Below are 24,713 nucleotides of genomic sequence, written 5' to 3' on the forward strand. Positions count from 1 at the left end.
AAGTTTAATCAAAAGAAACTCCTGTTATTTCTCTACACCACTCCAAGAAATTTTCCTGTAATGCAACATTGCCTGCATCGGAGTGGTAAGGGCTTACTTTTTGATGGAAATAATACCCACCGCTTGTTTTGGCTTGTTCATCATCGCTTATTGCCAGCCATAGTTGGGTTTCGTAGCCTTTTTGGAGGTCATCGGGAGCATTGCTTCCACCCATTTTAGTTGGAACCCAACCGGGATTAACGGCATTTGAACATACGTCTTCCCATTTCCGGGCAACCGCTTTACAGAGCATCAGCACCAGCAACTTGCTGTCAGAATAATTCAGCTTTTCAATATCTGATTTCAGCTCATCGAACTTGGTTTCTCCTTGCAGGTGCATATCAGAACTTATATAAATCAACCTTTTCGGTTTATTTATAAGGGCTGTCAGCATATAGGGAGCCAATACATTGACTGCAAAAATCTGTTGTGCGGGGGCATTACCGTAAACGCCCGCATTGTGGATTACAGCATCAAAATCACCTAAATTATTTACTGCTGCTGCAAGTGCTTTTGTTTCTTGGATGTTTGACAAATCGGCTGTTAGGACAGTTTCTGCACCCTGTACTTTTTGAATTGTTTCTTCTTTACGTTTTTCATTTTTTGCGTGAAGGACTACACGATGGCCATCAGCAATAAGTGCTTTTGCTGCCAAAAGTCCAAGTCCGTCTGAAGAACCCGTAATAAATATTTTTGCCATCTTTTTCCTATTTCAAATGCTCCTTAAAAAATGTTTCCAACTTGTCAAATGGTGCTTTGCCTGTAACATTGTCGTACAAATCCACATGGTCTGCATCCTTTACATAATACAGTTCTTTTGGCTGTGCCGCTTTTTGGTAGGCATCTTCGCTAAACTCTTTTGAGTGTGCCTTGTCGCCTGCAATAAAAAGCAATGGGCGTGGTGAAATGGTTTCGATGTCAACAAACGGATAGAAATTATTGAATTTCATTTCGCCTACAAGTGTACGGTTCTGTGTTGTTTCGAGCGTTCTGCCTTTAGGGATATGAATACCCCGGTCTGTTCTATAAAAGCCGTGATACATACGTGTTACAGGGTCAGCATTTTCAGGCAGTTCAACGGGCAGATAATTCATAAAAATCTGTTTGCCTGTTGTATATTCTTCATAGCGTTGCTGTGCCGCTTGCGCTATCAATTCTTTGCGCTGCTCAACCGTTCTTGATTTGCCATATCCATTACGGGTAACCGAACCCATATCGTACATACTGATAGTAGCAATGGCTTTCATTCGTGGGTCTATCTTTGCAGCACTGATTACAAAACCGCCACTGCCACAAACGCCTAAGACACCGATATTTTCCCTATCCACAAAAGGGCGTGTGCCTAAGAAATCAACGGCTGCATTGAAACTTTCTGAAAACATATCGGGTGAAATGGCATTTTTCGGTTCGCCATCGCTTTCACCCCAAAATGATAAATCTATCGCCATTGTGATAAATCCACGCTCTGCAAGGGTGGAAGCATAAACGTCCGCACTTTGTTCCTTAACGGCTCCCATCGGATGCCTTCAATGATTGCGGGATGCTTTTGGTTTTTGTCGAAACTTTTTGGTATAAACAGGTGCCCAACGACATTCATTTTATATTGGTTGGGAAATGATACCCTGTACATTTCCACGCTATCACTTACCGTAAAGGTGGTAAAGTCTTTTGCTGATATTTGTTCCATAGTTTCTGTTTTTTGTGATTGCTCTTTGTGTTCTTCTTTCTGTGGTTGCTGGCAAGCTCCTAATATGAACAGGGAAGCTGCCATTCCAATAATTATTTTTTTCATCTTTACTGTTGTTTAAAATCCATAAATAATGAGTGGCTTAAAATATATTGTTCTTTCCTGTAACCTTATTAAAAGCCTTGTCCGTAAATTTCAGAGAACAGGTTTTTCCTGTTCAATATTTGCAGTACCCTACCACGCAGTCCATCCGCCATCCATTTTCATTTCAGAACCAGTCATGAACGATGAACTATCGCTCAAAAGGAAGACGATACCTTTAGCAAGTTCTTCAGGGTCAGCATAGCGTTTCTGAATTTGTTCACCTGCACGAACTTCCAGTGCCGCCTCCCTGCTTGGATAATTGGCGAAATCTTCTTCCGCCATAGGAGTTAGAACCCCTCCGGGGGATATTGCGTTGACACGAATTTCCGGGCCAAGGTCGTAGGCCATTGAGCGGGTAAGTCCCAGCACGGCAGCTTTGGATGTACAATACACGCCAAGCTGTGGAATGGCAACAGATGCACCTACCGAAGCTACATTAACTACCGACCCCTTACCATTCTTTTGCATTTCAGGAACCACACGCTTTGCTGTAAGCAGATAAGACCAGGTATTGACGCCTACAATTTTATCAAAATCCTCTTTGGTGTGCTCAAGGATTGGCTTACCCATCACTATTCCAGCATTATTTACAAGACCGTCGATACGCCCGAAAGCCTCTACAACTTTGGAAGCCAATATGTCGATAGTATCAGCTTCAACAATGTCTCCAGCTATCGCAATCACCTCTCCGCCAGCATTCTTAATCATTTCGGCTGTTTCTTCCAAAGCATTGGCATTAATATCTGTTATGCCAACACGTGCTCCCTCTGCAATTAATTCCAGTGCAGTGGAGCGTCCGATGCCTGTTGCGGCTCCGGTAATGATTACAACCTTACCTGCGAATTTTCCATTTTTTTGATTTTCCATTTTTTTGATTTTTTAAGCTTCTTATTTGTTTTAATCCATTATTTGATAATAGGTCGTTCTTTTAAGGAATTAACACTATTGTTCCAGTTCTCTTAGATGAGGTGAGCAAATCGTGCGCTTTAGGTGCTTCTTCCAATCGGAGCGCCAAAGGCTCATCTATTTTAATAGTTCCGTTAATTATGGCAGTATATAAATCATCTGCCATAGAAAGCAATTTACCATAATCACTTACGTGATGGTCTAAGTCGGGAAATGTGGCATATAAAGAACCGTGAGCCGCTAAATCCCACAAATCAATGCTTACGGCTCCGGTTACCATACCATAATTCACGTAGTAACCAAAATTTCGTAATGATTTGAGCGATGCTTCTGTTACTGCTATTCCAAGACCATCGTAAACAACATGAACGCCCTGTCCATTGGTAAACTCTTTAACTTTCGCAGCAACATCTTCTGCCAGCGTATTGATAACAAAGTCAGCACCAAGTTCTTTGGCGATTTCTTTTTTATCCTCCGCATCAACAGTTGCAATTACCGTTGCTCCTTTACTCTTTATCCACTGTGTAAGTATCGAACCGACACCACCCGTGGCAGCATGTACGATAGCAATCTCGCCTTTTTGGATAGGATAGGTATAATGTGCCAGATAATGCGCTGTTAAGCCTCTTAACGTAATGCTTGCTGCTTTTTCAAAGCTCAATTCTTCCGGTAAAGGCATCGTTAAGTTAGCCGAAACGATATGTTCTTCTCCATACGCTCCTAATGATTGCGTATAAACCACACGGTCACCGGGCTTGAAGTTTTCTACATTTTCTCCGACCTCAAGAACAATCCCTGCTCCCTCTTTGCCGGGAGTGTATGCTCGGACTTCTTTACCACGCATATAGGTTTCATTGCCCTGACGGGTATAAACATCCGTATAGTTTACACCAATCGCATAATTACGAACCTTGATTTGACCTACTGTTGGGTGACCAAGTTCAACGTCTTCTATCTTCATCACTTCCGAGGAGCCGTGTTCCCTTGCTACTATTCTTTTCATTATATTTTAAGTTTTATTGAATATCATTTTAAAATCTCATTTCAGATATTCAGTGAAGAATGATTTCAGCTTATCAAAGGGTATCAAATCTGTTTTGTCATACAAATCTACATGCCCCGCTTTTGGAACGACATACAGTTCTTTTGGTTCTGCTGCCATTTTATATATGTCTTCAGTAAAATATCGTGAATGCGCATTTTCTCCCATTATTAAAAGGATTGGTCTTGGTGATATTTCTTTGAGGTGGCTCAATGACGGAAAATTCATCATTGACATACTGCTTGCTACGGTATGTTGGGTCAATGAGTTGGGGTGTTGTCCTCGCGGTGTAGAATAATATTCTGCAAATTCACGGCTTATAGGGTCTGTGTTTTTATCGAATTCTAGTGGCGCACCTCTTGGTGATAATGTCGGCTCATTGCTTCCAAATTCTTTCCAACGCAGTTCACCGATAGCGTCCAATTTTTTCTTACGTTCCTCCCGTGTCATTGCATCTTTCCAGCCATTGGCTTCTACCCGGCTTATGTCGTACATGCTTATCGTAGCAATTGCTTTGATGCGTGTGTCAACCTGTGCTGCACTCAAAGCAAAACCACCACTGCCACATAGCCCTATGACGCCGATTTTTGTTCTATCAACAAATGGTTGTGTACCAATAAAATCTACACCTGCACTAAAATCTTCCGCAAAAATATCCGGCGAAGACGTGTTTCTCGGCTCACCACTGCTGTATCCTTTGTACGAAGGGTCAAATGCAATGGTAACAAAACCACGTTCTGCCATATTTTGAGCATAAATTCCTGCAGTTTGTTCCTTAACACCGCCATAAGGGGGACCCACAATAATGGCTGCATATTGTTTAGTGGTATCAATACGTTTTGGCAGGTACAAGTCTGCTGCAATTGTAATTCCATACCTGTTCTTGAACGAAACTTTCTGCCTTGTGACCTTATCACTTAATTTAAAAGTATAATAGTCGGTTTGTTCTGATTGTTTCATATTGCTTGTTTTATTTAATTGGGCAAAAGTCTGTCCCGTTATCATAAGGAATGCGATTGCCAATACTGTTAACTCTTTCATTTATATAATTATTTAATTTCACCAAAAGGGTTAAATACATTCTATTCATACCCGATTACCAAATTTGATTACGATACAAAGGTACAGACAAGGAACAAGCACTATATTACATTTATTACTCAAATAATATCAAATAATACGTATTTTTGATAAAATTTAATTACTGGAATGAACATGGTAGAAAATCAAAAGATTATCCTGTATAAAGCTGCTTTAACAGCTCAATTTCCCGAAGGCTTTCAAACCCGTTTCCACACGCACCTTTATTGCCAGCGTGGAAGTGTAAAATTTGTATTCAATGGTCAAACGTATCATTGCAAAAAAGGTGAATTTATCTTTTGGCTTGCCGGGCTTGACGTTTCAGACCTGTCTTTCTCGGAGAATTTTACCGCTACGGTATTGTTCGTGGACAGGGATTTATTAACCGAAAACTTTCCAAGTTTAACCGGAAGTATTGATGCCATTTTGCATTCCAAAGAAAATCCGATTTTACATCCTGAAAAGAAAGACACCGAAAAAATATTAAAGAACTTCCAATTATTGTATGATAAATCACAGGAAACAAACCACCGTTTTCATGAGGAAGTATTGAAACTTCAAATGCAACTGTTCATTTTGGAAATGTGGCACATATTTACCGATGAACTTGACAGGCGTAAGCGAAGCCTGCAAAGCGGCACATTATATGAACGATTTACGCAACTGGTACAGGAACATTGTATGAAAGAACGGGAAGTTCGTTTTTACAGCGATAAGCTGAACATCACTCCCAAATACCTCAACTATATCTGTAAGGTCAATACCCATATTACGGCTTCGCAGTGGATACAGCGCTATGCGAAAGAGCGGATAACACTTCTATTGCAGGACAAAAACCTGAATATTTCGGAAATTGCCGATGAAATGGAATTTTCGAGCCGTTCGTTCTTTACCCGCTATGTAAAAAAGCTGTTGGGTGTAAGTCCGAAAGAATACAGAGAGCGGCTGTAAATAAAAATGCCTGTCCTTTATCCGGTTCAAGCATTTTTATACTAAACTGTTTCGGTAGAAATTAGCTATCTGACAATTTTACGGAAGCCGATGCTTCTTCTTTTAAAATGGCATTGTATTCTTTCAAATATTCGGGCAGGATTTCAATTTCGGAGATACGTACCATGATACCCGGCTCTACAACCGAGACGATTGGTTTCAATAATAATTTTCTTAGTGAGTTAGCCTGCTTTCTACTGATATGATTTTCTATCAATTCTGCAACCTGTTCCAACTGGCTTGCAGTGATGCCTGTATTGATGCCCATGCTGATATGGGATTGTAACTGTGGTTCGACACCTGTCATAGCCGCCAATGCGGAAATGGTTACCAATTCCCTCTGCTGATAGGTAAGCACATCACTATCGAAAATATCGGCAAATAGATGTTCTTTCAGAAAGGCATCAATGCGTGGGGTAAACTCTCCAAAACCGGGTGCAGGTTTTGCCTGCGGGATTTTGGTCAATTGTTCTAAAACTTTTCTGCCCTGTTCGTAATTATCACCTGTATTGTTGCTTGCTATGATTTCTTTGCCCTGCTTGTCTGCAATACCTTTGGCTTTCCTTTCTTTCAGCACATCCATAAATGTACTGATACCGTTCAGGCTTCTCGGAAAACCACAATAAGCATACAATTGTACCAATGTTTCCTTCAATTCATTGACGGTAATCCCTGCATCCAGTCCAACATTTAGCTGGATTTTCAGGCTTTCCAAATCGCCTGTCGCCGTAAGTGCGGAAATGGCAACGATGCTTTGTTGCCGTGCGTTCAAAGTATCCGTTTTCGTTTGTGCATTCATTGTATTTACGTTTAGGATTAAAGCAAAAAGGACTATCCATTGCCAAAAGGACTTGAAGTGTAGCATACTTGATTGTTTAATTTTTATTGACCTCATTATAGTCTGCATCCGTTACGGGTTGTAGCCAGGTTACATTTTCCTCGCCCTGATAGTTGGTGATGGCAATGTGTATCATCTTGCTATCAGCAGATGCTCCGTGCCAATGCTCCACGTTTTCGGGAATATTTACAACATCGCCTTTCTTAATGACCTGTGCAGGTTTTCCCTTTTCCTGATACCAGCCTTTACCCTCGGTAACAATCAATACCTGTCCTCTGGGATGGGTATGCCAATTTGTTCTTGCTCCCGGTTCAAAGGTTACGTTGCCCAATGCAAAATCATTGTTTTTATCCTTTTCTTGCAGGAGACATAAAAAAGCATTTCCAGTAAAATATCCGTTGGTGATTTTGTCGCCAATAGGGAATAGTTCGTTGTTTGGCGTTTCCATTGTTTTATCTTTTGAATTGTTGCAAGAGAACAGCATTAAGGTTACCGTTATCAATGCTATTGTTATTGACTTTGTCATATATTCTGTTTCTTTAACTCTGCACCTGTTTTTGCTCGGAAGCAGGATAACGGTCGCCAACAATAGTAATGTTTGACACGGCTGCTTCAAGCTCTTTCCATTCCTGTGTGCTAAAAGTGAAATCCAATGTTCTTAGGTTTTCTTCTAAATGTGAGAGTTTGGTCGTTCCGGGAATAGGGACGATAAACGGTGCTTTTTGCAGCAACCATCCCAATGCTACCTGTGCAGCGGTTACACCTCTTGTACGGCCGAACTTGTTCAGTTCTTCCACAATTTTAAGGTTTGACCGTATCGCTTCGGGGGTAAAACGCGGCAGGATATTACGATTATCGTTGCCGGAACTGAAACTTGTATATTCGTTAATGGCTCCTGTGAGGAAACCACGGTTAAAAGGACTGTATGGCACAAAACCGATACCCAATTCTTCACATAAGGGCAGCACTTCTTTTTCCACTTCACGCCACATCAAATGGTATTCACTCTGTATGGCTGTAACAGGCTGTACGGCGTGTGCCTTGCGGATAGTTTCTACCCCGACCTCACAAAGACCAAAGTGTTTTACTTTTCCCTCGGCAATCAGGTCTTTCACTGTTCCCGCCACCTCTTCAATGGGTACGTTGGGGTCTAAACGATGTTGATACAACAATTCTATCACATCAATATTCAGGCGTTTCAACGATGCTTCCACCATTTCACGGATGCGTTCAGGCTTGCTGTTTGGTTGGGCAGGCATCTCGTTCTTTTTGTTTCCGGCATAGTTGAAGCCGAATTTTGTGGTAACGGCAATCTTGCCCTTAAACTCGGCAAGTGCCTTGCCTGCCAGTTCTTCGTTGAAGAACGGGCCGTAGGTCTCTGCCGTGTCAAAGAGGGTAACGCCACGCTCCACTACTTCATGAGCCAGTTTTATCATGGCTTTTTCATCGGGATGTGCGCCACGGTGGTAATTCATTCCCATAACACCAAAACCCAATGCCGAAACTTCCATTGAGGCACTGCCTTTTCCCAAAGTACGGCGTTGTGTAATAACAGGCATAGTATTCTCATTTTGACTTTGGTTAGAAGATGTTGTTTTTTGTTCTGTACCTGTACAGCTTGATACCAATACAGTAGGAACACAGGCAGCCGCTCCGAAAAGGGCGGCACTCTTTAAGAAATCCCGGCGGTTGGACGGGTTGCTTTTTTCCTGATTTTGAAGTTCTTTTTTGTTATCCATATCTATATTCTTTTGATGATTAAACACTTTTTTATTGAATACTGTAGCCGCCATCCACTACCAAGGTATGACCTACAATAAGGCTTGCCGCATCACTGCATAGGAATACCACGGCATTAGCTATTTCTTCGGGGCGACCGAGACGACCAACGGGTACGGCTGCTAACATCGCATCCAGTGCATCCTGCTGACCCCCTGCCATCATTTTATCTGCCATCGGGGTATGGATTAGACCGGGACAGATTGAATTAATCCGTATCCCATGTGGGGCATACTCCAACGCTGCACTTTTGGTAAGCCCGATTACGCCGTGTTTGGCTGCATGGTATGTTCCTCTCTGCGCACCGCCCAAAATCCCACCGATGGACGAACAGTTTACAATCGCTCCGCTTCCTTGTTTACGCATTTGCTGTAATTCATATTTCATACAGCTCCACTCGCCACGCAGGTTTACACCTATCACCCTGTCAAAATCTTCCATCGTCTGGTCTGCCGCATCCGCCAGTACATTTTGAATACCTGCGTTGTTATAGGCTGCATCCAGTCTTCCGAATGTCTCTACGGTTTTATCAACCATTACCTTTACCTGTGCATCATCTGAAACATCGCAAACGATAGCGAGCGTTTTGTAACCAGCTGCCGTTAGCTGGTCTGCCGCTTGGTTTACCAAATCTTTATCAAAATCAGCTAATGCTACCGATGCACCTGCCTCTGCGAATGCTTTTGCAGTGGCAAATCCGATACCTTGTGCTGCTCCCGTAATAAGAACAACTTTGTTTTCCATCAGTTTCATAATCAATTCCTTATTTAATATTATTGTTAAAAATATTGTTTCTGTTTACCGTGATTTGCATCACCCTATAAGTTTACATTACAAAGTTCTTATCTTATTAATACATTTTCCTTATACAATCCACGGATTGTGCTACCATTTTCACTGATTTGCACCTATTTGCATACAGGGGAAGAAATAATGGATAAATTTGTATTGATTTTAAACGCAATTGAAATGGACGAGATTTTAAGAATTGATACGGTTAGCCAGCACGATGCTTTTTACCATAAGGAGAATTTACATCCATTGGTAAGCATTATGGATTTTGACGGCAGAGTGCCGGAAATCTATGCGTCCAAAATGAATTTTGGTTTTTATGCCGTGTATTTAAAGGAAGTGATGTGCGGTGATATGAAATACGGAAAGCATACCTATGACTATCAGGACAGGACATTGGTTTTTGTTGCTCCGGGGCAAATCATCAACGTGGATATTAACAAGGATTATAAACCGCAGGGCTACGCTTTGCTGTTCCATCCTGACCTGATACGTGGCACATCATTGGGCAGGCACATTGATGAATATACGTTCTTTTCTTACCAATCGAATGAAGCGTTGCACTTGTCTGAAAGGGAAAGAAAAATTGTACTGGATTGTTTCGAAAAAATCAGCTATGAATTGGAACGTGGTGTGGATAAGCATAGCAAAATGCTGATTGTTGATAATATTGAATTGTTTTTAAACTATTGCATACGGTTTTATGACCGCCAGTTCATTTCACGGAATGATGCCAATACCGATTTATTAGTTCAGTTTGAAAAGTTATTGAGCGAATATTACCAATCCGATAAACCGCAAACGATAGGCTTGCCATCTGTTACCTGGTGTGCGGCGCAATTAAATCTTTCTACCAATTATTTTGGCGATTTGATAAAAAAGGAAACAGGTAAAACGGCTTTGGAATACATCCAATTGAAAATAATGGCGTTGGCTAAACAAAAGATATTGGATAATCAAAAAACTATCAATGAGATTGCTTACGACTTGGGGTTTAAATATCCGGCACATTTTACGAGGGCTTTCAAAAAGAGTACAGGCATTACGCCCATCGAATACAGGTCATTGAATTAAGGTGTACTTTAGTTTAGATGAATAAAAAAGGGACTTTGAAAAAAAAGCCCCTTTTTTATTTGTTCATTTTGATTGCCTATCCCTGTTGTACCAAATGTTGCAAATCCGGGTCATTCTTGATGCGTTCCAATTCGCTTTCAACAATATGCAGAATATCCGATTTTATCTGACGGTAATTGCTTTCAATTTGCTGTTTCATTTTATCCTCGCCCTGCTCATCTACAAATGATAAAATTTGAGGTATCTTTTGATAGGCTTTGGTTTCGGAAGCGACCTTTTCATTATCCACCACGATTTCAGCGTGGAAGATTTTTTGCTCAATGCGCTCATCGAAGTTGTCTGATACAGAACCCACGAACATACCTTGTGTAAGCGTTGAAATTTTGGAAGCCGGAATAAGGCTATCTAACTGTGTGGAAATAGAGGTAGATTTATCATTCCTGTTAATCGTCATACTTTGGCGTTTCTGCAATACTTTTCCGAAACGTTCCGAAAGGCTTTTTGCCGTTTCGCCAACTACCTGCCCGGAGAAAATATTACCAACGGTATTCTGAATTACCTTGCTTTCCTTGTCGCCGTAATCCCTTGTTAATTGCGAGAAATCCTGAAAGCCCAAACAGACTGCTACCTTATTACTTCTTGCTGTTGCGATAAGATTGTCCAGTCCTCTAAAATATATCGTAGGCAACTCATCTATGATTACTGAACTCTTTAATTGTCCCTTTTTGTTGATGAGCTTTACAATTCTTGAATTGTATAAACCCAATGCTGCGGAATAGATATTTTGACGGTCGGGATTGTTACCAACGCACAAAATTTTAGGTTCTTTCGGGTTGTTGATGTCAAGTGAAAAGTCATCGCCAGTCATAACCCAATACAATTGTGGGCTAATCATTCTTGACAAAGGAATTTTGGCAGATGCAATCTGTCCCTGTAATTGGTCTTGCGCTCCGCCTTGCCACGCATCCATAAACGGCGATAAATAGTTTTCTAAGTCGGGATAGGAAGTTAAAATCGTGAATACGTCCGAATACTTTTTATTCAGTAATTCAATGGCGTGTGGGAATGTACAATACTTACCGTCCTCATAGATTTTCAGATACCAAATAATGGCAGCTAATAGGATAATTGGGCTTTCCACGAAAAAATCCCCTTGCTTCTGTATCCAGCTTCGATTGAGGTTAAGCATTATAGTATAAGCCGCTTCATAAGCATCCGAAATATCCGTCATAAAGTCGGGGTTCAAAGGATTACAACGGTGGCTCTTGCGTGGGTCGTCAAAATTTATCACATAAAATTTCGGCTGAACTTTGTATTTATCCCGATGCTTCAATAAATGGTTGTAAGCAATGGTAGATAGGTCGTCAAACTTGAAATCGTAGATGTACATTGAGAAGCCTTTCTCAATCTGCTGCTTGATGTAATTGTTTACGATTGCATAAGATTTTCCTGAACCCGGAGTACCCAACACGATTGATGCCCTGAAAGGATTTACAATGTTTATCCAACCGTTGTTCCATTTGCCTTTGTAGTAAAATTTGGTGGGCAGGTTGACAGAATACTCGTTTTCCATCAGCTTTGTTTCCTGCTGAAAACTCTCGTTCTCATTATTGAAAACATCATCCATCAGGTTGGTACGGAGCAATCGGCTCATCCATACACCTGCCATTAGCAAGGCGATATAACCTAAAGAGATAGTAAGGATATACAGAAATGTGCTTATTACCGGAGATAGCTTTAACAACGGTGTGTTCAGAAAGAAAAGCACAAAACCAACTCCTAAAGCCACGTAAATTTTAGACCAGGTTATCTTCTCATTCTTTACGCCTTTCGTTCCTAAACAACTTAAAGCAAGCAATACCAACGCAAAGGCTTTAGTATATAAGGTATGCGAGAATAAACCTGCTGTTCTATCGAAGTTGCCTAATATTTTGTTGATTACTTCCAATGTCCAGCCACGTTCTAAAAAGAAACCGTAGCAGAACCAATAAAGGTTCATCAGTACCAAAAGAATACTTACTGCCCTCATAAAAGCCATTATTTTGGCTAAACCTCTTAAATCGTCTTCTCCCTGCATTATTTTTAGTTTTAATGTTCGGGCGTGAATTTATAGGCTCTAAAGAGTGGCTATAAGAATGTGGCAGTCATTGGCTTTGAGTGGCGGTGTTTGGCTTGATTTATTCATTTAAGAATAAAAAAGCCTGCTTTGATAAAAACAAAAAGAGGCTGTATCATAAGTCATTTTTGGCGTTAAGCTGCCAAATTAAATTTTAAAGCAGTCTGCAATTAAATAAAAAACGGCAATTTTCGATTTGAAAATTGCCGTTTTTTATTATCTTTTGATTCTTGACTGAAGGTGTTCAAAATTAAATTCTGTTTGTAAATTTTGATTTTGACTTATGATACAGCCTCTATAACTCTGTTATAACTGATTTAACTTATTATGATATTTTATCATTTATTATATTCCTCATCTGTCACAGGTTGCAACCAAACAGCCCCACCAATATTGGTATTCGTTCCTATGGCAATATGTGTCATTGCTTCGGTGGGCGTTGCCCCGTGCCAATGCTCTATATTAGGCGGGCATTTTACTACCTCTCCCTTTTTAATCGTTTCTATTGGCTTACCTTTTTCCTGATACAAACCTGTTCCCTCTGTTACCAAAAGTATCTGACCGCCTTTGTGATAGTGCCAGTTTGTTCTTGCTCCCGGTTCAAAGGTTACAGAACCTATATTTACATTGTGGGTACTATCGGTTTCCACCAAATAGTTAAGCCAAACCGTTCCGGTAAAATTATCGTTGGCAACCTTTTCGCCTTTTGCGAAAACTGGCTCACTTTGCTGTTTTGTTTCTTCCATTTTCTGATTATTGTTGCACGCTGTAAGTAGCATCGCTACAAGTGGCAGGATATACATTAAATTATGCTTCATCATTCTCTATTTTAAAGATTGGTCTGATAAAAGCTCAATAATTTGTTTACTATCTGTGATACATATTCCGGTTTCCAATAGGTCTGTATATGCGTTGCTCCGTCAATCAAAAACAATTCCTTGTTTTTAGCATTGGTGGCTTTGGCAAAGGCTTCATCGGTCATATATTTTGTATCGGCTTTGCTTCCTGCTATCATCAGCAAAGGCTGATTGATGAGTTCAATCTGGTTGGTAGCATCCCAGGTCATTAAATCCATCAGGCTGCTTGTAGTGTACAGAAAAGTAGAGTTTGGATGTGCGTGGGTTCTGTAATAATATTCATATCCCTCACGATATAAATCTGTTGACGTTTTAGCTATTTCTTCATCAGTTATGCTTGCCACACCTGAAAATTGAATTTTACCGCCTGCGGCTTCCTGCGCACGGGCATCAGATGCTTGTTTTATACGCTCCTGAATGTTATTCAACTGGGAATTTTGAAAGCCGTTACGTCTTACCTCTCCTGAATTGAACATACTTAAAGTAGCCACTGCTTTAAAACGCTTGTCAGACTGGGCAGCTTTTAAGGTGTAGCCACCACCGCCACAAATACCCAATACGCCTAAACGGTTGGCATCAACGCCCGGATATTGCGTAATGAAATCTGCTGCACCGTGTATGTCTTCAGTGCGGTATTGAGGTTTATCGGTATGACGAGGCTCGCCGCCGCTTGCTCCCTGATAGGCTGCATCGGCAGCAATAGTGATATAACCTGCCTCTGCCAAATGCTGCGCATATAGCCCGGCTGTCTGCTCTTTGATACCACCGTTAGGGTGTGCTACCACTACTGCCGGATATTTTTTTGAAGCATCGTAGCCCGCAGGGGTATAAACGTTGGCTTTTATATCAATCCCGTTCAGTTTGTAGGTAACAGGATGGATATTTACTTTGCCTTTTTCATTTTTGGTAATGGCTCCGTCATATACCAACGTAAAAGGGTTTTGTTCAGCCTTTTGATGGTATTGGGCATTTACTGTATCGGTCGCAAATGTTGACATAGCTACTGCGATTATTGATGTTAACTTTTTCATTTCTCTAACTATTTTCTGTTTTACCATTATTTGTCCAGTCCTTTCTCTTTCAGCCAATCAGCCATATAGTCGGCTATTTGTACATTGTTCAAATCGGACATTATAAAGTGCGTATTGCCATTGATGCCAATTTCAGGTAGATGCACCACGGTAGCATCGCCTCCGTGTTTGTTGATAGCTGTTGCCCAAAGCCTTGCCATTTCAAGCCCTGAACGCCAATGGTCTTTATTCCATACGGAAGTTGGTTCTTTGGCAATGTTGTCGCCATAGTAAATAACGATAGGCTTTTTGGTCAGCTTCTCAAAATCTGCCAGTGGTATTTCCACGCCGCTTAACGCACCGAAAAGCCCTGTTGAATTTATAGGCTGTGGCAGTTCCCCCTTTGGAAATACGAAACCGCTATAAGGTTCATAAGCTACTACTGCTTTAACCTTATCGTTTTTTATAGCTGTGAGCCAACCTGCACCACAACCCTGTGAGTGCGTAATCAAAATGCCCTCGCCAATTTTGTCGAATAGCTGTGAAACGGCATCTGTGACAACGTTGGCATCAAAAGCACCTACATTGGGGGTCATTTGCCTGTAAAACTGTTCTAATGATGCTTTGTCTTTTGGGAACTGTACATTGGGGAAGTAATCAGGGTAATTCCCTATCCTGAATTGTGTAAACCAAAACTGTTCGTCAGCAGTAGCCTTAATCGTTGCCTCAACGGTACTTTTGCCCGCTTCGCCACGTCTTGGCTGGTCAAGCAGATATACTCCGAAACCTCTTCTTAGAAAGATATTTTGGAAGCCCTCACGACCGTCGGGCGTGGTTTCCCACGTTTTTTTGGACTGACCTGCGCCGTGTAAGAACACTAACGGGTATTTATGTGCTTTTGGCGGAAGCTGATAGAAAATATATGCGTGGTCGCCGTGCAAGGTTTGTCCATCGGGCTTCAGCGCATTGGCTACCTCGAAGTTTCCCGGTTGAGTAAACATTGTGCCACCTACCGCAAAACTGCCCTGTGTTTCAATAACCAATGGTTTTTGTTTGCTTTTGGTTTTCTTGTTCTGTGCATTTACACCTACTGCCATAGCCATTGTTATTAATATAAGTGTTATCCGTTTCATAACTTTTATTATTTATTTTCCAACTCTTGCCTTTAAGTGCGCAGGATAACGTTCGCCCGAAATTTTGATGGTATCTAACGTTATATTTATCCTGTTCAGTTCATCGGAAGATAAGGCAAGGTTTGCCCCGCCGATATTTTCCTGTAAACGATTTAATTTAGTTGTACCCGGTATCGGAACAATGAAAGGCTTTTGAGCCAAAAGCCAGGACAATGCTACCTGTGCAGGTGTAGCATTATGTTCCTTTGCTATTGCACCTACCAAATCAACTAATTCCTGATTGGCTGCAATATGTTCCGGTTGAAAACGTGGAACAGTACTTCTAAAATCATCTTTGCCAAACGTTGTATCTTTGGTTATCGCACCTGTCAAAAATCCTTTGCCCAACGGACTGAACGGAACAAAGCCAATGCCTAATTCTTCTAATGTGGGTATGATTTCTTTTTCGGGTTCACGATAAAACATTGAGTATTCGCTTTGCAAAGCGGTAACTGCTTGTACAGCGTGCGCCTTGCGTATGGTTTCCGTTCCTGCTTCAGACAAACCGAAATGTTTTACTTTTCCCTCTTTTATTAATTCTTTTACTGCTCCTGCAACATCTTCAATGGGTACATTTGGGTCAACCCTGTGTTGGTAGAACAAATCAATATAATCGGTCTTTAACCTTTTCAATGCTGCTTCGGCAACGGCTTTGATGGTTTCGGGTCGGCTGTCCATTCCCAAATCGGGCTTACCGTCTTTAAAACCGAATTTAGTTGCAATCACTACCTCATTACGGAACGGCGCAAGGGCTTCGCCCAACAGTTCTTCGTTGGCGTCTGGTCCGTAGGCTTCTGCCGTATCAAAAAAAGTAATGCCCTGCTCGTAAGCGGAGCGCAATAGTTTTACAGCTTCGTTCTTTTCGGTAAGTTGCCCATAGCCGAAACTTAAACCCATACAGCCTAAACCTAATGCAGATACTTCTAATCCGTTATTTCCTAATGTTCTCTTTTGCATCATCTTTTATTTATTTTATTCGGGAAGTTTACGGCTTGTCAGCCATTTTACCATTTCGGGGTCACGGTGGCTGAAAAACAAACTTTCTTTGGTGTCTAACGTTTGAATGGCATTTATGTCTTCTGCGCTCAATTCAAAATCAAAAACGTTTTTGTTTTCAATCATTCTTTCTTTCTTCACTGATTTTGGAATAACTGCAACGCCTCTTTGAGTAAGCCAACGCAGTACAACCTGCGCTATGGATTTGTTATATTTCTTGCCAATGGAAGCCAATAACTCGTTTTTGAATAGGTCATTTTTGCCCTCTGCAAATGAAGCCCAAGACTGAATTTGTATGTTGTTTTCCTGTAAGAATTTTTGCGTTTCAATCTGCTGATTGAAAGGATGTGTTTCAATCTGATTAACGGCAGGTGCAATTTCATTGAACGCCATTAAATCCACAACCCTGTCGGGGTGGAAATTGCTAATGCCGATTGCTTTTATTTTACCTGCTTTGTACAGTTCTTCCATTGCTCTCCAAGAACCGTGAATGTCGCCATAAGGCTGATGAATTAAATACAAGTCCAAATAATCCAATTGCAGCTTGTTCAGGGATTTTTCAAATGCCTTTTTTGTTTTTTCGTAGCCTGTGTCTTCTACCCAAAGTTTGGTTGTAATAAACAGTTCTTCTCTTGCCACACCACTTTTTTTGATGGCATTGCCGACTGCCGTTTCGTTCCCGTAGGAGGCGGCAGTATCAATAAGGCGGTAGCCTGTTTCTATTGCGTTTAAAACACTTTGTTCGCATTCGTCAAGGTCTGTTACCTGAAAAACGCCAAAGCCCAAAATGGGCATTTCTACTCCGTTATTTAATATTATTTTTTCCATTTTTTCTTATTTTGATTTATAGCCTTTAAGCACTTCGTCCAAGACTTTTTGTGCTGATTTCGCTTCCTTTTTTCCTAACGTTGTTTTCAGCACGTCAACATACTCTTGTAACTGCTCCGGCGTTAAGCCTACATTCAGGCAGATGGTTAAATGGCTTTTAAGCATTGGTTCTGCATCGCCGATGGCAGCTATTACGGAAACTGTAACCAGTTCTCTTTGAGCATAGCTCAATACATCCCTTTCAAAAATATCCGCGAACAAATGTTCTTTTAAAAAGGTATCTATTGTCGGTGCAAATGCCGAATAACCTTTAAGTGTGTCGGGCTGTGGTGTTTTGGTTAGTTCGCCCAAAATCTTTTTCCCACGCTCATACTTGCTGTCCGTTTTATCAATCTTTGAAGCCTCTTTGCCAACTTTATCATTGATGCCTGTCGCTTTACGTTCGTCCAATACTTCCATAAAGGTTTGCAAGCCTCTGATGCTGCGTGGAAATCCGCAATAAGCATACGTGTGTACCAATGCTTCTTTTATTTCATTAACGGTAAGCCCATTTTCAAGCCCTGCATTTAAGGCTGTCTTTAGTTTATCCAAATCGCCTTTTGCGGTCAATGCAGAAATGGAAATAATGCTCTGCTCTTGCGGGCTTAAACTTTTATTTGCTGTTGCCATTTGCTGTGCTTTTATGGGGTTTGTAAACAATGAAATAGAAATTATCATCGTTATAAGACCTATTATTTTTAATTGCTTCATTTCACTTCTATTTACTATACAAATTTCGGAACATAAAAAATAATTGACTTATACCTATTACTGTTTTACCTACCAAAATCACTGATACCCAAAATCTCTATAATAATTCTATTCATTATTTTTTGTCATTGCTATTCATTTTAACCGGGCGGAGCAAGCGAGAAAATGTGAGCGACCCCATTTTCCACTGACCGTTTTCCTTTACATATACTTCGGTTACCATAAAAGGGTTAGTAACTATATTTCCGCCGACAACGGCTTCCAAATCAATATCGTTTAAGAGAATGGCAGTATTGCCGATTATATTAACTGTTACACTATACACTTCCGCTTTTTTGTACCAAATGCCACCAGTTTTAATTGTGTTGAGTTCCTGCTCTTTTCCCCAAGAGCCGCCCATATGAACAAACACAGACTTTTCGTGAAATAATGTTTTCAGCGTATCTGCATTTTTATCTGCCATCCACTGCCATTTGTCCTTGGATAGCTTGATAACTTCCTGCTCCTGCGGGGTGCTTTGTGAAAACGCCGATGCTGTTCCCATAATGATGATGAATAGCCCAAGAATAAATTTTTTCATAATGATTACTGTTTAAGTTTTTGCAATAGTGTATTTTAATTGAAGTGGTTACTTTATCATTTGGCTTTTCCAAAAATCTACGGCTTTGGGAAGCCAACCTGCGGCATCTGTTCCTGTTCCCAAAGCGAACCCGTGACCTGCGGTCTTATACCGTTCGTAAGCAACGGCAACGCCTGCGTTTTTCAAATTCTGTACACGCCTATCTACGGTCTGAATGTTAGCTATCCTGTCATTTTCACTGTTGGTAATGAATGTAGCGGGAAAGCCTTTATTGTATGTGGATTGACCTGTGTAAGCAATTACTGCGGTAACAGGTTTCGGATGGTTCCCTGTGGTAAAGGCATTCACACCATAATCCGAAATATTGCCTACCATTCTCGCCCCTGCGGAAAAACCCCATAGAGAATAGTTCTTTGTATCTACTTGCAGGGTCTTTGCATTCTGAAAAATGAAACTTATCGTATTTGCCAAATCTTCCGTTGCCCATTGTTCACTGCCAATCCGATAACGGATTACAAAGGCATTCAATTTCTTTTTGCTGATTTCGGATGCCAACGGCAAACCCTCGTGCAAGGAACCGACGTAAGCAAATGCACCACCTGGGCAGACTATGGCAAACGGTGCATCGGGGTCGCCACGATAAAAGAATAGTCCTGTGTTGTTTTTATTGGGGTCTTGTTTCTTCTGTTCTTCGGTATAAAAACTGTAAAAAACGGTTTTCCCGTTATTGGTATCATCAATTAAATGATTGAGCGATTGTACTATCTCATCAGGGTTAACGGCATTATGGTAGGGCATCAATGTACCAATGTTTGATATTGCCGTATTATAGTAACGTGTATTATCGTCATTGGGTAACAACAATTCGCCAAAGCCACTGAATGCAGGATGTTTGACAATATCCTGAACAAGATTGTTCGTAGTAAGATGGGGGGTCATTGTAATGGTGGTATCTGTGTTATTCTTATTACCTGTTTCAGTGTGACCTGATGTAGTGGAAGATGAACAGCTTCCTGCGAAAAGGGCAAAACACAGTATGATGTTGTAACCTATCATTCTTATTTCTTTTAAGTCAGACATTATTTAACCAAACCTATTTTCTGAAGCCGTTTCTTTACTTCGGATTGTACCTGTACTTCTTTATCGCCCTCCATAACATATAAAATCCCGTCCCTTTCTGAACCACCTCTTGTCGAAAAAATATCTAATACGGTGCTGTTCGGGCATAGCTGTTTTACTGTTTCAAAACTGCTGCCGATACCATAACCGCCGTTGGTATTAAATGGCACAATGGTTTTACCGCTTAAATTATATTCGTTCAGAAAACTTTTCATCGGTGGCGGTAACTGCATTCCCCAAGTCGGGAACCCGATAAATACTACATCGTATTGCTCTATGTTGTCAATCTTTGTTTTGAGGGGTGGCAAAAAGCCTGTCCTGTTTTCTTCGGCAACCTGATTTACCGTTGTCTGATAGTGTTCGGGATATGGGGTTTTCAATTCCAAAGCAACCAATGTACCGCCTACATTTTTATGGATAATCTCGGCTACTGCCTTTGTGTTTTGTGTGCGTGAAAGGTAAACGATGAGTACTTTTTTACCTCCCAATAATTCGCCTTTTTCCGACAGGTCTTCCGCTTTCGCACAAGACGACAGGAGTAATACAATAGCATTCAGCCATAAATAGTATGTTGTCAGTAATTTCATCTTATAACATTTATCTATACAAAATTCTCGATAATAAATTTTTCCTACTTATACCAATTACGGTATTACCTACCAATATTACTGATTGGGGTCTGATGGCGTAAAACAAGGGGAATGATTTTGTAAATTTGTCTAACGGATTAAAAAAAATTGAAGAATGGATGATATTATCAACTTCGGAAATATAAAGGAGTATAATGCCTTTAATAATAATGAAACCTTGCACCCTTTGGTTAGCGTGGTTCATTTAGACAAAGCTGACCCAAGAAAGCTAAGTCGTATGCGTTATGATTTTTATACTATCTTCCTGAAAAAGATACATTGCGGCGACCTGCGTTACGGATTGCATAATTACGACTATGAGGAAGGCTCATTAATATTTCTCGCCCCGGGTCAGGTAATTGGTGAAAACGGAGAAGATTACTATCAGCCACAAGGTATTGCTTTGGTATTTCATCCCGATTTGTTATTGGGTACTTCACTTGGAAAAAATATGGATGATTACCATTTTTTCTCTTATGCGGTAAACGAAGCCCTGCATTTATCGGAGCAGGAAAGAAAAATCATACTGGACTGTTTCACTAAAATAGAATACGAGTTGCAACACGCCATTGACAAGCATAGCAAGCAACTGATTGTATCGAATATTGAATTGTTCTTAAATTACTGTACCCGATTTTACGACCGCCAGTTTATTACAAGGGAAAACGTCAATAAAGGAATTTTAGAGCGGTTCGAGGAATTGCTAAACGATTATTTTTCGTCGGACAAGCCTATTAATGTTGGTTTACCTGCCGTTGCCTATTGTGCTGATGAATTAAATTTGTCTGCCAATTATTTTGGCGATTTAATCAAGAAAGAAACGGGCAAAACAGCACAGGAATATATACAGTCAAAAGTTATTGAAGTTGCCAAAGCAAGGATTTTTGATGTTGATAAATCCATTAGCGAGATTGCTTATGAATTGGGCTTTAAATATCCGCAACATTTTACCCGCCTTTTCAAACAAAAGACGGGTGTAACACCTGTTGAGTATCGAAGTTTGAATTGATATTATTATTGGTTCTTTCTGCGTTTACGCTTCTTTTTCATCTTATTGGCAAAGTCCTGTTCCTCGTAATCTTCGCCCTGGGCTTCGGGCAATAAACCTCCTAATGCTTCAATCAAACCGTCTTCGTGTTTTTCATTAGTATTCAGGAAGTCGAACAAATGATGAGGTTCTTCCGCAGGAAGATCTGCATCATTTGATGTAGATATTTTCGGTTGTAATTCTACTGGCTCTTTAATCTCCGGTTTGATGTTATTGTTCCAATAATCATTAAAGGCATTGGCAGAAAGTTCCTTGCTCAAACGTGAACCGTTCCAAACCGCGTTAGAATTGTGGTCTATAAATGTCATTCCATAAATACGCAATGTATCATTCCTCCGCACCACTACGTTAATTCCCTGCTCTGCTAACTGTTTCTTAAAGCCCAATTCATCAGTTGTTGATTTCAAGGCAATGGTAACGGCTGATTGTAAGGTCTGCTTGGTTGGACTATCTTTTAAATCCGTTTTGCATTTCGCAAAATGCAGCTCCAAAGCCGGAAGCCCTGCATCTTTACCAAACAGCGAAGCCTTGAACGGATGCCCGGCTCTTTCGCCTTTCTCGTTTAAAGGAATGTATAATAAACCCTGCCGTAGCTGCCCCTGTAATTCGCCCTCTACTTTTTCGGTGGTAATATTGAACAGGGAAAGCAAGGCATTGTATTCTCCCAAAGTCTGAAACTTGTAATAATTCGGCAAGTGCCGAACTACCGAAGCGATTTGACTTTTTACATCTCCAGCTTTATAATTTACCGGACGGAAAACCTTGTCGTTCTGCCGATGCTCCTTATCAGTTGCGGGTATCAATCCGTGTTTTCTTTCCAACTCACGGCACACATTCATAGACCGCATTTTCTCGAACTTGTCCGAAATCTTTTTGCCCTCTTCGTCCACGCAAACCGATACGATATGAATATGGCTACGGTCAATATCGGTATGTTTGAAGACTACAAAAGGCTGTTCGCCGTAACCCATTTCCCGCATATACTGTTCTGCCATTTCCCGATATTTTTCATCGCTTACCTTATCATTCGGGTCGGGATTGAGCGAAATATGCAACGTATGTTTTTCTGTATTGCGGTTAGCTATCAGGTAAGGCGCAAAAGACTGGGCTAATTGTGCTACGGAATAATGCCCGTTAGCGGTTTCAATCATCTTATTGGCAAACAAAATTTGTCCGTTTTCATTCTCTACTTTCAGATTGTTATATGCCAATGCTCCATACAAATTTTCGCTCCTTCCGATTTTTGCTATCATTTTTCATTGATTTTTTTATTTTCTTAATGGTAATGAAGCGTGGATGAGCTATTAATTTTTATCTTTTAATGGATAGCTCATCCAGGTCTAACGCTATTTTTTCAGGTTCTTCGCTTCAAATTCTTCGGTTAGCTGAATGATTTTTTGACATAGCATCGCCATTTCAGCCGTCTGTTTTTCCAATTTGTACAGGAATGCTGCGGCTTTTTTCTCCGAAAAATTCTTGTACAGCAGTTTTACAATCTGGTTATAGTTTACACCTACGGAACGAAACTGGCTGTGAAACGAAGTCAATCGCATATAAAAATCAACCGTTCCTTTATCAATTTTAACCGATTTCATTTCCTTACTGAACAGCAGAGAAATGATAAACTTTGCTTTATTGGGCATTCCCGATGCTTCAAAAAGCGATAAAAGTTTGGCATTTTCTTCGTCTGTAAGACGGAAAACGTGGCGGTGGATGCTTGGGTCAGTCTTAGCTCTCCGTCCGCCCTTATTCTGTTTTTTGTTATTGTTCTCGTTCATCACTAATCCATTTTAAATTCACACAAAAACGCTGACTTCGGAAGACGTTTTTTAAGCTCCCTGCAAGGGCAAGTTGTTTTGAGGCACTAACTCGGTTTCGAGTGCCTCAAAACACAACTTGCTCTGTTCGGGTGAACAGAGAATTCACCCTGCGGGATGAATTAAATATAGCAGGGAAAAATGGCTTTGAGCTGTATGTTACCCTGCAGTATTTATTATAATCTCTGAACATAAAATCCATATATAAAATCTTTTCACAAAGTAAGGGTTGAATGTCTAAAGTGTTGGTATGTAGGGTGGTGCCAAATAAAGCCGGTAGTTGCCAAAGGCTGCCATTTAGAAGTGCACAAGATGATTGTACTCTTTCTTTGCTGTATAGATTAAAGGAAATATAGACAATTAAGTATGCGGGCAAGAGAGAAAGCAGTTTGTAAGATTAATATATGTACAAGCAACTGCTAAAATGTGAATATGTGAAATTATAAAAGCAGTTAGGAGTGAATAAGGTAAAGCTTAAAGTTTGTGAAATGAGTTCATGTACGACTTGCAAAATTCATAGAAATGCAGATTGAAATAATGTAATACTGCAGGCTTATGAAAAGGGAAAGCACGGATACCGTAATACGAACACCTGTATATCCGCATTACCGTCCAATTTTTAAGATAAATAATTATAAATATTTAAAATCATGACATTAAAGAAAACATTAAAAATAAGTTTTTCCACCCCAAAGGGGGGCGTAGGAAAAACAACGTTAACTACGCTTGTAGCAAGTGTTTTGCATTTTCGACTAGGTTATAATGTACTTATTCTTGACTGTGATTTTCCTCAAAATAGTCTAGTTAAAATGAGGGATAGGGATCTCAAAACGGTAATGCAAAACACCTACCATAAAAAAGCGGCTATCAAGCTATATCAGCAGATCAATAAAAAAGCATATTCTATTATTCAATGCAAAGCAGAAGAAGCATTGCAAAAGTCTGCTGAATATGTCGACGATTCAATACTGCATTTTGATTTTATTTTTTTTGATCTTCCAGGTACCGCTAATACTAAGGGTGTTCTGACAACCTTAACAGCTATGGATTTTATTTTTGCACCAATAACGGCTGACCGTCTAGTGGTCGAAAGCACGCTAACTTTTGTAAAAGCATTTCTCCAGTTTCCTGAAATAACTAAAGAAAATAAAGAACAATCAATGTGGTTATTCTGGAACCAGGTCGATGGGAGGGAAAGAAGCACTCTTTATGATGCTTACCAGGTCGTCACGGAAGAATTGGAATTGAATGTTATGCATACCAGGATCATGGATAGTAAACGTTTTCGCAGAGAAACAGAAGAGAGCGGTAATTACATATTCAGGTCAAGTTTACTGCCGCCAGAAGAGAAGCTAATGAGGATGACCAGACTTGATCTGTTTATTCAGGAATTTCTAAAAATTGTAAAACGTTAAAAATG

Annotated in this window: 26 protein-coding genes; 4 read left to right on the top strand and 22 right to left on the bottom strand. The window is 40.4% G+C overall.

Annotation, left to right across the window (positions count from 1 at the left end; translation table 11 throughout):
- Positions 1–4: 4 nt before the first annotated feature.
- The 6 genes from SB679_RS09025 to SB679_RS09050 all read right to left on the bottom strand — a co-directional run bounded on the left by SB679_RS09025 (position 5) and on the right by SB679_RS09050 (position 4,859).
- Positions 5–739, bottom strand: a complete 735-nt coding sequence (locus SB679_RS09025; RefSeq protein WP_410701918.1) for an SDR family NAD(P)-dependent oxidoreductase — start codon at positions 737–739, stop codon at positions 5–7.
- Between the two features lie 7 nt (positions 740–746).
- Positions 747–1,487, bottom strand: a complete 741-nt coding sequence (locus SB679_RS09030) for an alpha/beta hydrolase (RefSeq protein WP_410701919.1) — start codon at positions 1,485–1,487, stop codon at positions 747–749.
- Positions 1,478–1,831 (bottom strand): hypothetical protein, encoded by a 354-nt coding sequence (locus SB679_RS09035; RefSeq protein WP_410701920.1) that lies wholly within the window; start codon positions 1,829–1,831, stop codon positions 1,478–1,480. Before SB679_RS09035 ends, SB679_RS09030 begins: the two co-directional genes overlap by 10 nt.
- A gap of 129 nt (positions 1,832–1,960) precedes the next feature.
- Entirely contained in the window at positions 1,961–2,737 is a 777-nt protein-coding gene (locus tag SB679_RS09040) for an SDR family NAD(P)-dependent oxidoreductase (protein WP_410701921.1), read from the bottom strand.
- A gap of 61 nt (positions 2,738–2,798) precedes the next feature.
- On the bottom strand, positions 2,799–3,779 hold the full coding sequence (locus tag SB679_RS09045) for a quinone oxidoreductase family protein (protein ID WP_410701922.1): 981 nt from the start codon (positions 3,777–3,779) through the stop codon (positions 2,799–2,801).
- A gap of 36 nt (positions 3,780–3,815) precedes the next feature.
- The gene (locus SB679_RS09050) at positions 3,816–4,859 is read right to left on the bottom strand and encodes an alpha/beta hydrolase (RefSeq protein WP_410701923.1); all 1,044 of its coding nucleotides are present in this window, start codon (positions 4,857–4,859) and stop codon (positions 3,816–3,818) included.
- 168 nt (positions 4,860–5,027) lie between these two features.
- Here SB679_RS09050 and SB679_RS09055 point away from each other — a divergent pair, with 168 nt between their 5' ends.
- Positions 5,028–5,849 (top strand): helix-turn-helix domain-containing protein, encoded by an 822-nt coding sequence (locus SB679_RS09055; protein WP_410701924.1) that lies wholly within the window; start codon positions 5,028–5,030, stop codon positions 5,847–5,849.
- A gap of 61 nt (positions 5,850–5,910) precedes the next feature.
- Here the strand turns inward: SB679_RS09055 and SB679_RS09060 are convergent, their stop codons facing one another.
- From SB679_RS09060 to SB679_RS09075, 4 genes are all read right to left on the bottom strand, one after another.
- Complete coding sequence (locus SB679_RS09060) at positions 5,911–6,687, bottom strand: carboxymuconolactone decarboxylase family protein (RefSeq protein WP_410701925.1); 777 nt, start codon at positions 6,685–6,687, stop codon at positions 5,911–5,913.
- A 76-nt stretch (positions 6,688–6,763) separates the two neighbouring features.
- On the bottom strand, positions 6,764–7,252 hold the full coding sequence (locus SB679_RS09065) for a cupin domain-containing protein (protein ID WP_410701926.1): 489 nt from the start codon (positions 7,250–7,252) through the stop codon (positions 6,764–6,766).
- Between the two features lie 13 nt (positions 7,253–7,265).
- Positions 7,266–8,519, bottom strand: coding sequence for an aldo/keto reductase (locus SB679_RS09070; protein WP_410701927.1), 1,254 nt, complete (start codon positions 8,517–8,519; stop codon positions 7,266–7,268).
- Complete coding sequence (locus SB679_RS09075) at positions 8,497–9,249, bottom strand: SDR family NAD(P)-dependent oxidoreductase (protein WP_410701928.1); 753 nt, start codon at positions 9,247–9,249, stop codon at positions 8,497–8,499. The genes SB679_RS09070 and SB679_RS09075 overlap by 23 nt, the downstream gene beginning before the upstream one ends.
- Before the next feature lie 225 nt (positions 9,250–9,474).
- On the opposite strand from SB679_RS09075, the gene SB679_RS09080 reads away from it, so the two are divergent.
- Positions 9,475–10,371 (top strand): helix-turn-helix domain-containing protein, encoded by an 897-nt coding sequence (locus SB679_RS09080; protein ID WP_410701929.1) that lies wholly within the window; start codon positions 9,475–9,477, stop codon positions 10,369–10,371.
- Between the two features lie 76 nt (positions 10,372–10,447).
- On the opposite strand, the gene mobC is transcribed toward SB679_RS09080, so the two are convergent.
- The 10 genes from mobC to SB679_RS09130 form a co-directional block, all read right to left on the bottom strand.
- On the bottom strand, positions 10,448–12,448 hold the full coding sequence (gene mobC / locus SB679_RS09085; RefSeq protein WP_410701930.1) for a conjugal transfer protein MobC: 2,001 nt from the start codon (positions 12,446–12,448) through the stop codon (positions 10,448–10,450).
- 377 nt (positions 12,449–12,825) lie between these two features.
- A complete protein-coding gene (locus tag SB679_RS09090) occupies positions 12,826–13,305 on the bottom strand; it encodes a cupin domain-containing protein (protein ID WP_410701931.1) in 480 nt (159 codons plus the stop codon).
- A gap of 11 nt (positions 13,306–13,316) precedes the next feature.
- Positions 13,317–14,375: an alpha/beta hydrolase gene (locus SB679_RS09095; protein ID WP_410701932.1), complete on the bottom strand. Its 1,059-nt coding sequence runs from the start codon at positions 14,373–14,375 to the stop codon at positions 13,317–13,319.
- Positions 14,376–14,401: 26 nt separating this feature from the next.
- On the bottom strand, positions 14,402–15,451 hold the full coding sequence (locus SB679_RS09100; RefSeq protein WP_410701933.1) for an alpha/beta hydrolase: 1,050 nt from the start codon (positions 15,449–15,451) through the stop codon (positions 14,402–14,404).
- Between the two features lie 48 nt (positions 15,452–15,499).
- Positions 15,500–16,483 carry an aldo/keto reductase gene (locus tag SB679_RS09105; protein ID WP_410702099.1) on the bottom strand — a complete coding sequence of 328 codons (984 nt, stop codon included), beginning with the start codon at positions 16,481–16,483 and terminating at the stop codon, positions 15,500–15,502.
- A gap of 15 nt (positions 16,484–16,498) precedes the next feature.
- Positions 16,499–17,350, bottom strand: a complete 852-nt coding sequence (locus tag SB679_RS09110; RefSeq protein WP_410701934.1) for an aldo/keto reductase — start codon at positions 17,348–17,350, stop codon at positions 16,499–16,501.
- Positions 17,351–17,356: 6 nt separating this feature from the next.
- Positions 17,357–18,100 (bottom strand): carboxymuconolactone decarboxylase family protein, encoded by a 744-nt coding sequence (locus SB679_RS09115; RefSeq protein WP_410701935.1) that lies wholly within the window; start codon positions 18,098–18,100, stop codon positions 17,357–17,359.
- 115 nt (positions 18,101–18,215) lie between these two features.
- Entirely contained in the window at positions 18,216–18,680 is a 465-nt protein-coding gene (locus SB679_RS09120; protein ID WP_410701936.1) for a nuclear transport factor 2 family protein, read from the bottom strand.
- Positions 18,681–18,728: 48 nt separating this feature from the next.
- On the bottom strand, positions 18,729–19,736 hold the full coding sequence (locus SB679_RS09125) for an alpha/beta hydrolase (RefSeq protein WP_410701937.1): 1,008 nt from the start codon (positions 19,734–19,736) through the stop codon (positions 18,729–18,731).
- Between the two features lie 23 nt (positions 19,737–19,759).
- Complete coding sequence (locus SB679_RS09130; protein ID WP_410701938.1) at positions 19,760–20,386, bottom strand: flavodoxin; 627 nt, start codon at positions 20,384–20,386, stop codon at positions 19,760–19,762.
- A gap of 157 nt (positions 20,387–20,543) precedes the next feature.
- Between SB679_RS09130 and SB679_RS09135 the strand changes: the two genes are divergently transcribed.
- The gene (locus tag SB679_RS09135) at positions 20,544–21,437 is read left to right on the top strand and encodes a helix-turn-helix domain-containing protein (RefSeq protein WP_410701939.1); all 894 of its coding nucleotides are present in this window, start codon (positions 20,544–20,546) and stop codon (positions 21,435–21,437) included.
- A 5-nt stretch (positions 21,438–21,442) separates the two neighbouring features.
- Here the strand turns inward: SB679_RS09135 and mobB are convergent, their stop codons facing one another.
- Both mobB and mobA read right to left on the bottom strand, forming a co-directional pair.
- The gene (mobB, locus tag SB679_RS09140) at positions 21,443–22,729 is read right to left on the bottom strand and encodes a conjugal transfer protein MobB (RefSeq protein WP_410701940.1); all 1,287 of its coding nucleotides are present in this window, start codon (positions 22,727–22,729) and stop codon (positions 21,443–21,445) included.
- A gap of 93 nt (positions 22,730–22,822) precedes the next feature.
- Complete coding sequence (gene mobA / locus SB679_RS09145) at positions 22,823–23,254, bottom strand: conjugal transfer protein MobA (RefSeq protein WP_410701941.1); 432 nt, start codon at positions 23,252–23,254, stop codon at positions 22,823–22,825.
- A gap of 689 nt (positions 23,255–23,943) precedes the next feature.
- On the opposite strand from mobA, the gene SB679_RS09150 reads away from it, so the two are divergent.
- Positions 23,944–24,708, top strand: a complete 765-nt coding sequence (locus tag SB679_RS09150; RefSeq protein ID WP_410701942.1) for a ParA family protein — start codon at positions 23,944–23,946, stop codon at positions 24,706–24,708.
- Positions 24,709–24,713 lie beyond the last annotated feature (5 nt).

It is taken from the genome of Chryseobacterium sp. SIMBA_029 (assembly GCF_046535275.1).
Taxonomy (GTDB): domain Bacteria; phylum Bacteroidota; class Bacteroidia; order Flavobacteriales; family Weeksellaceae; genus Chryseobacterium.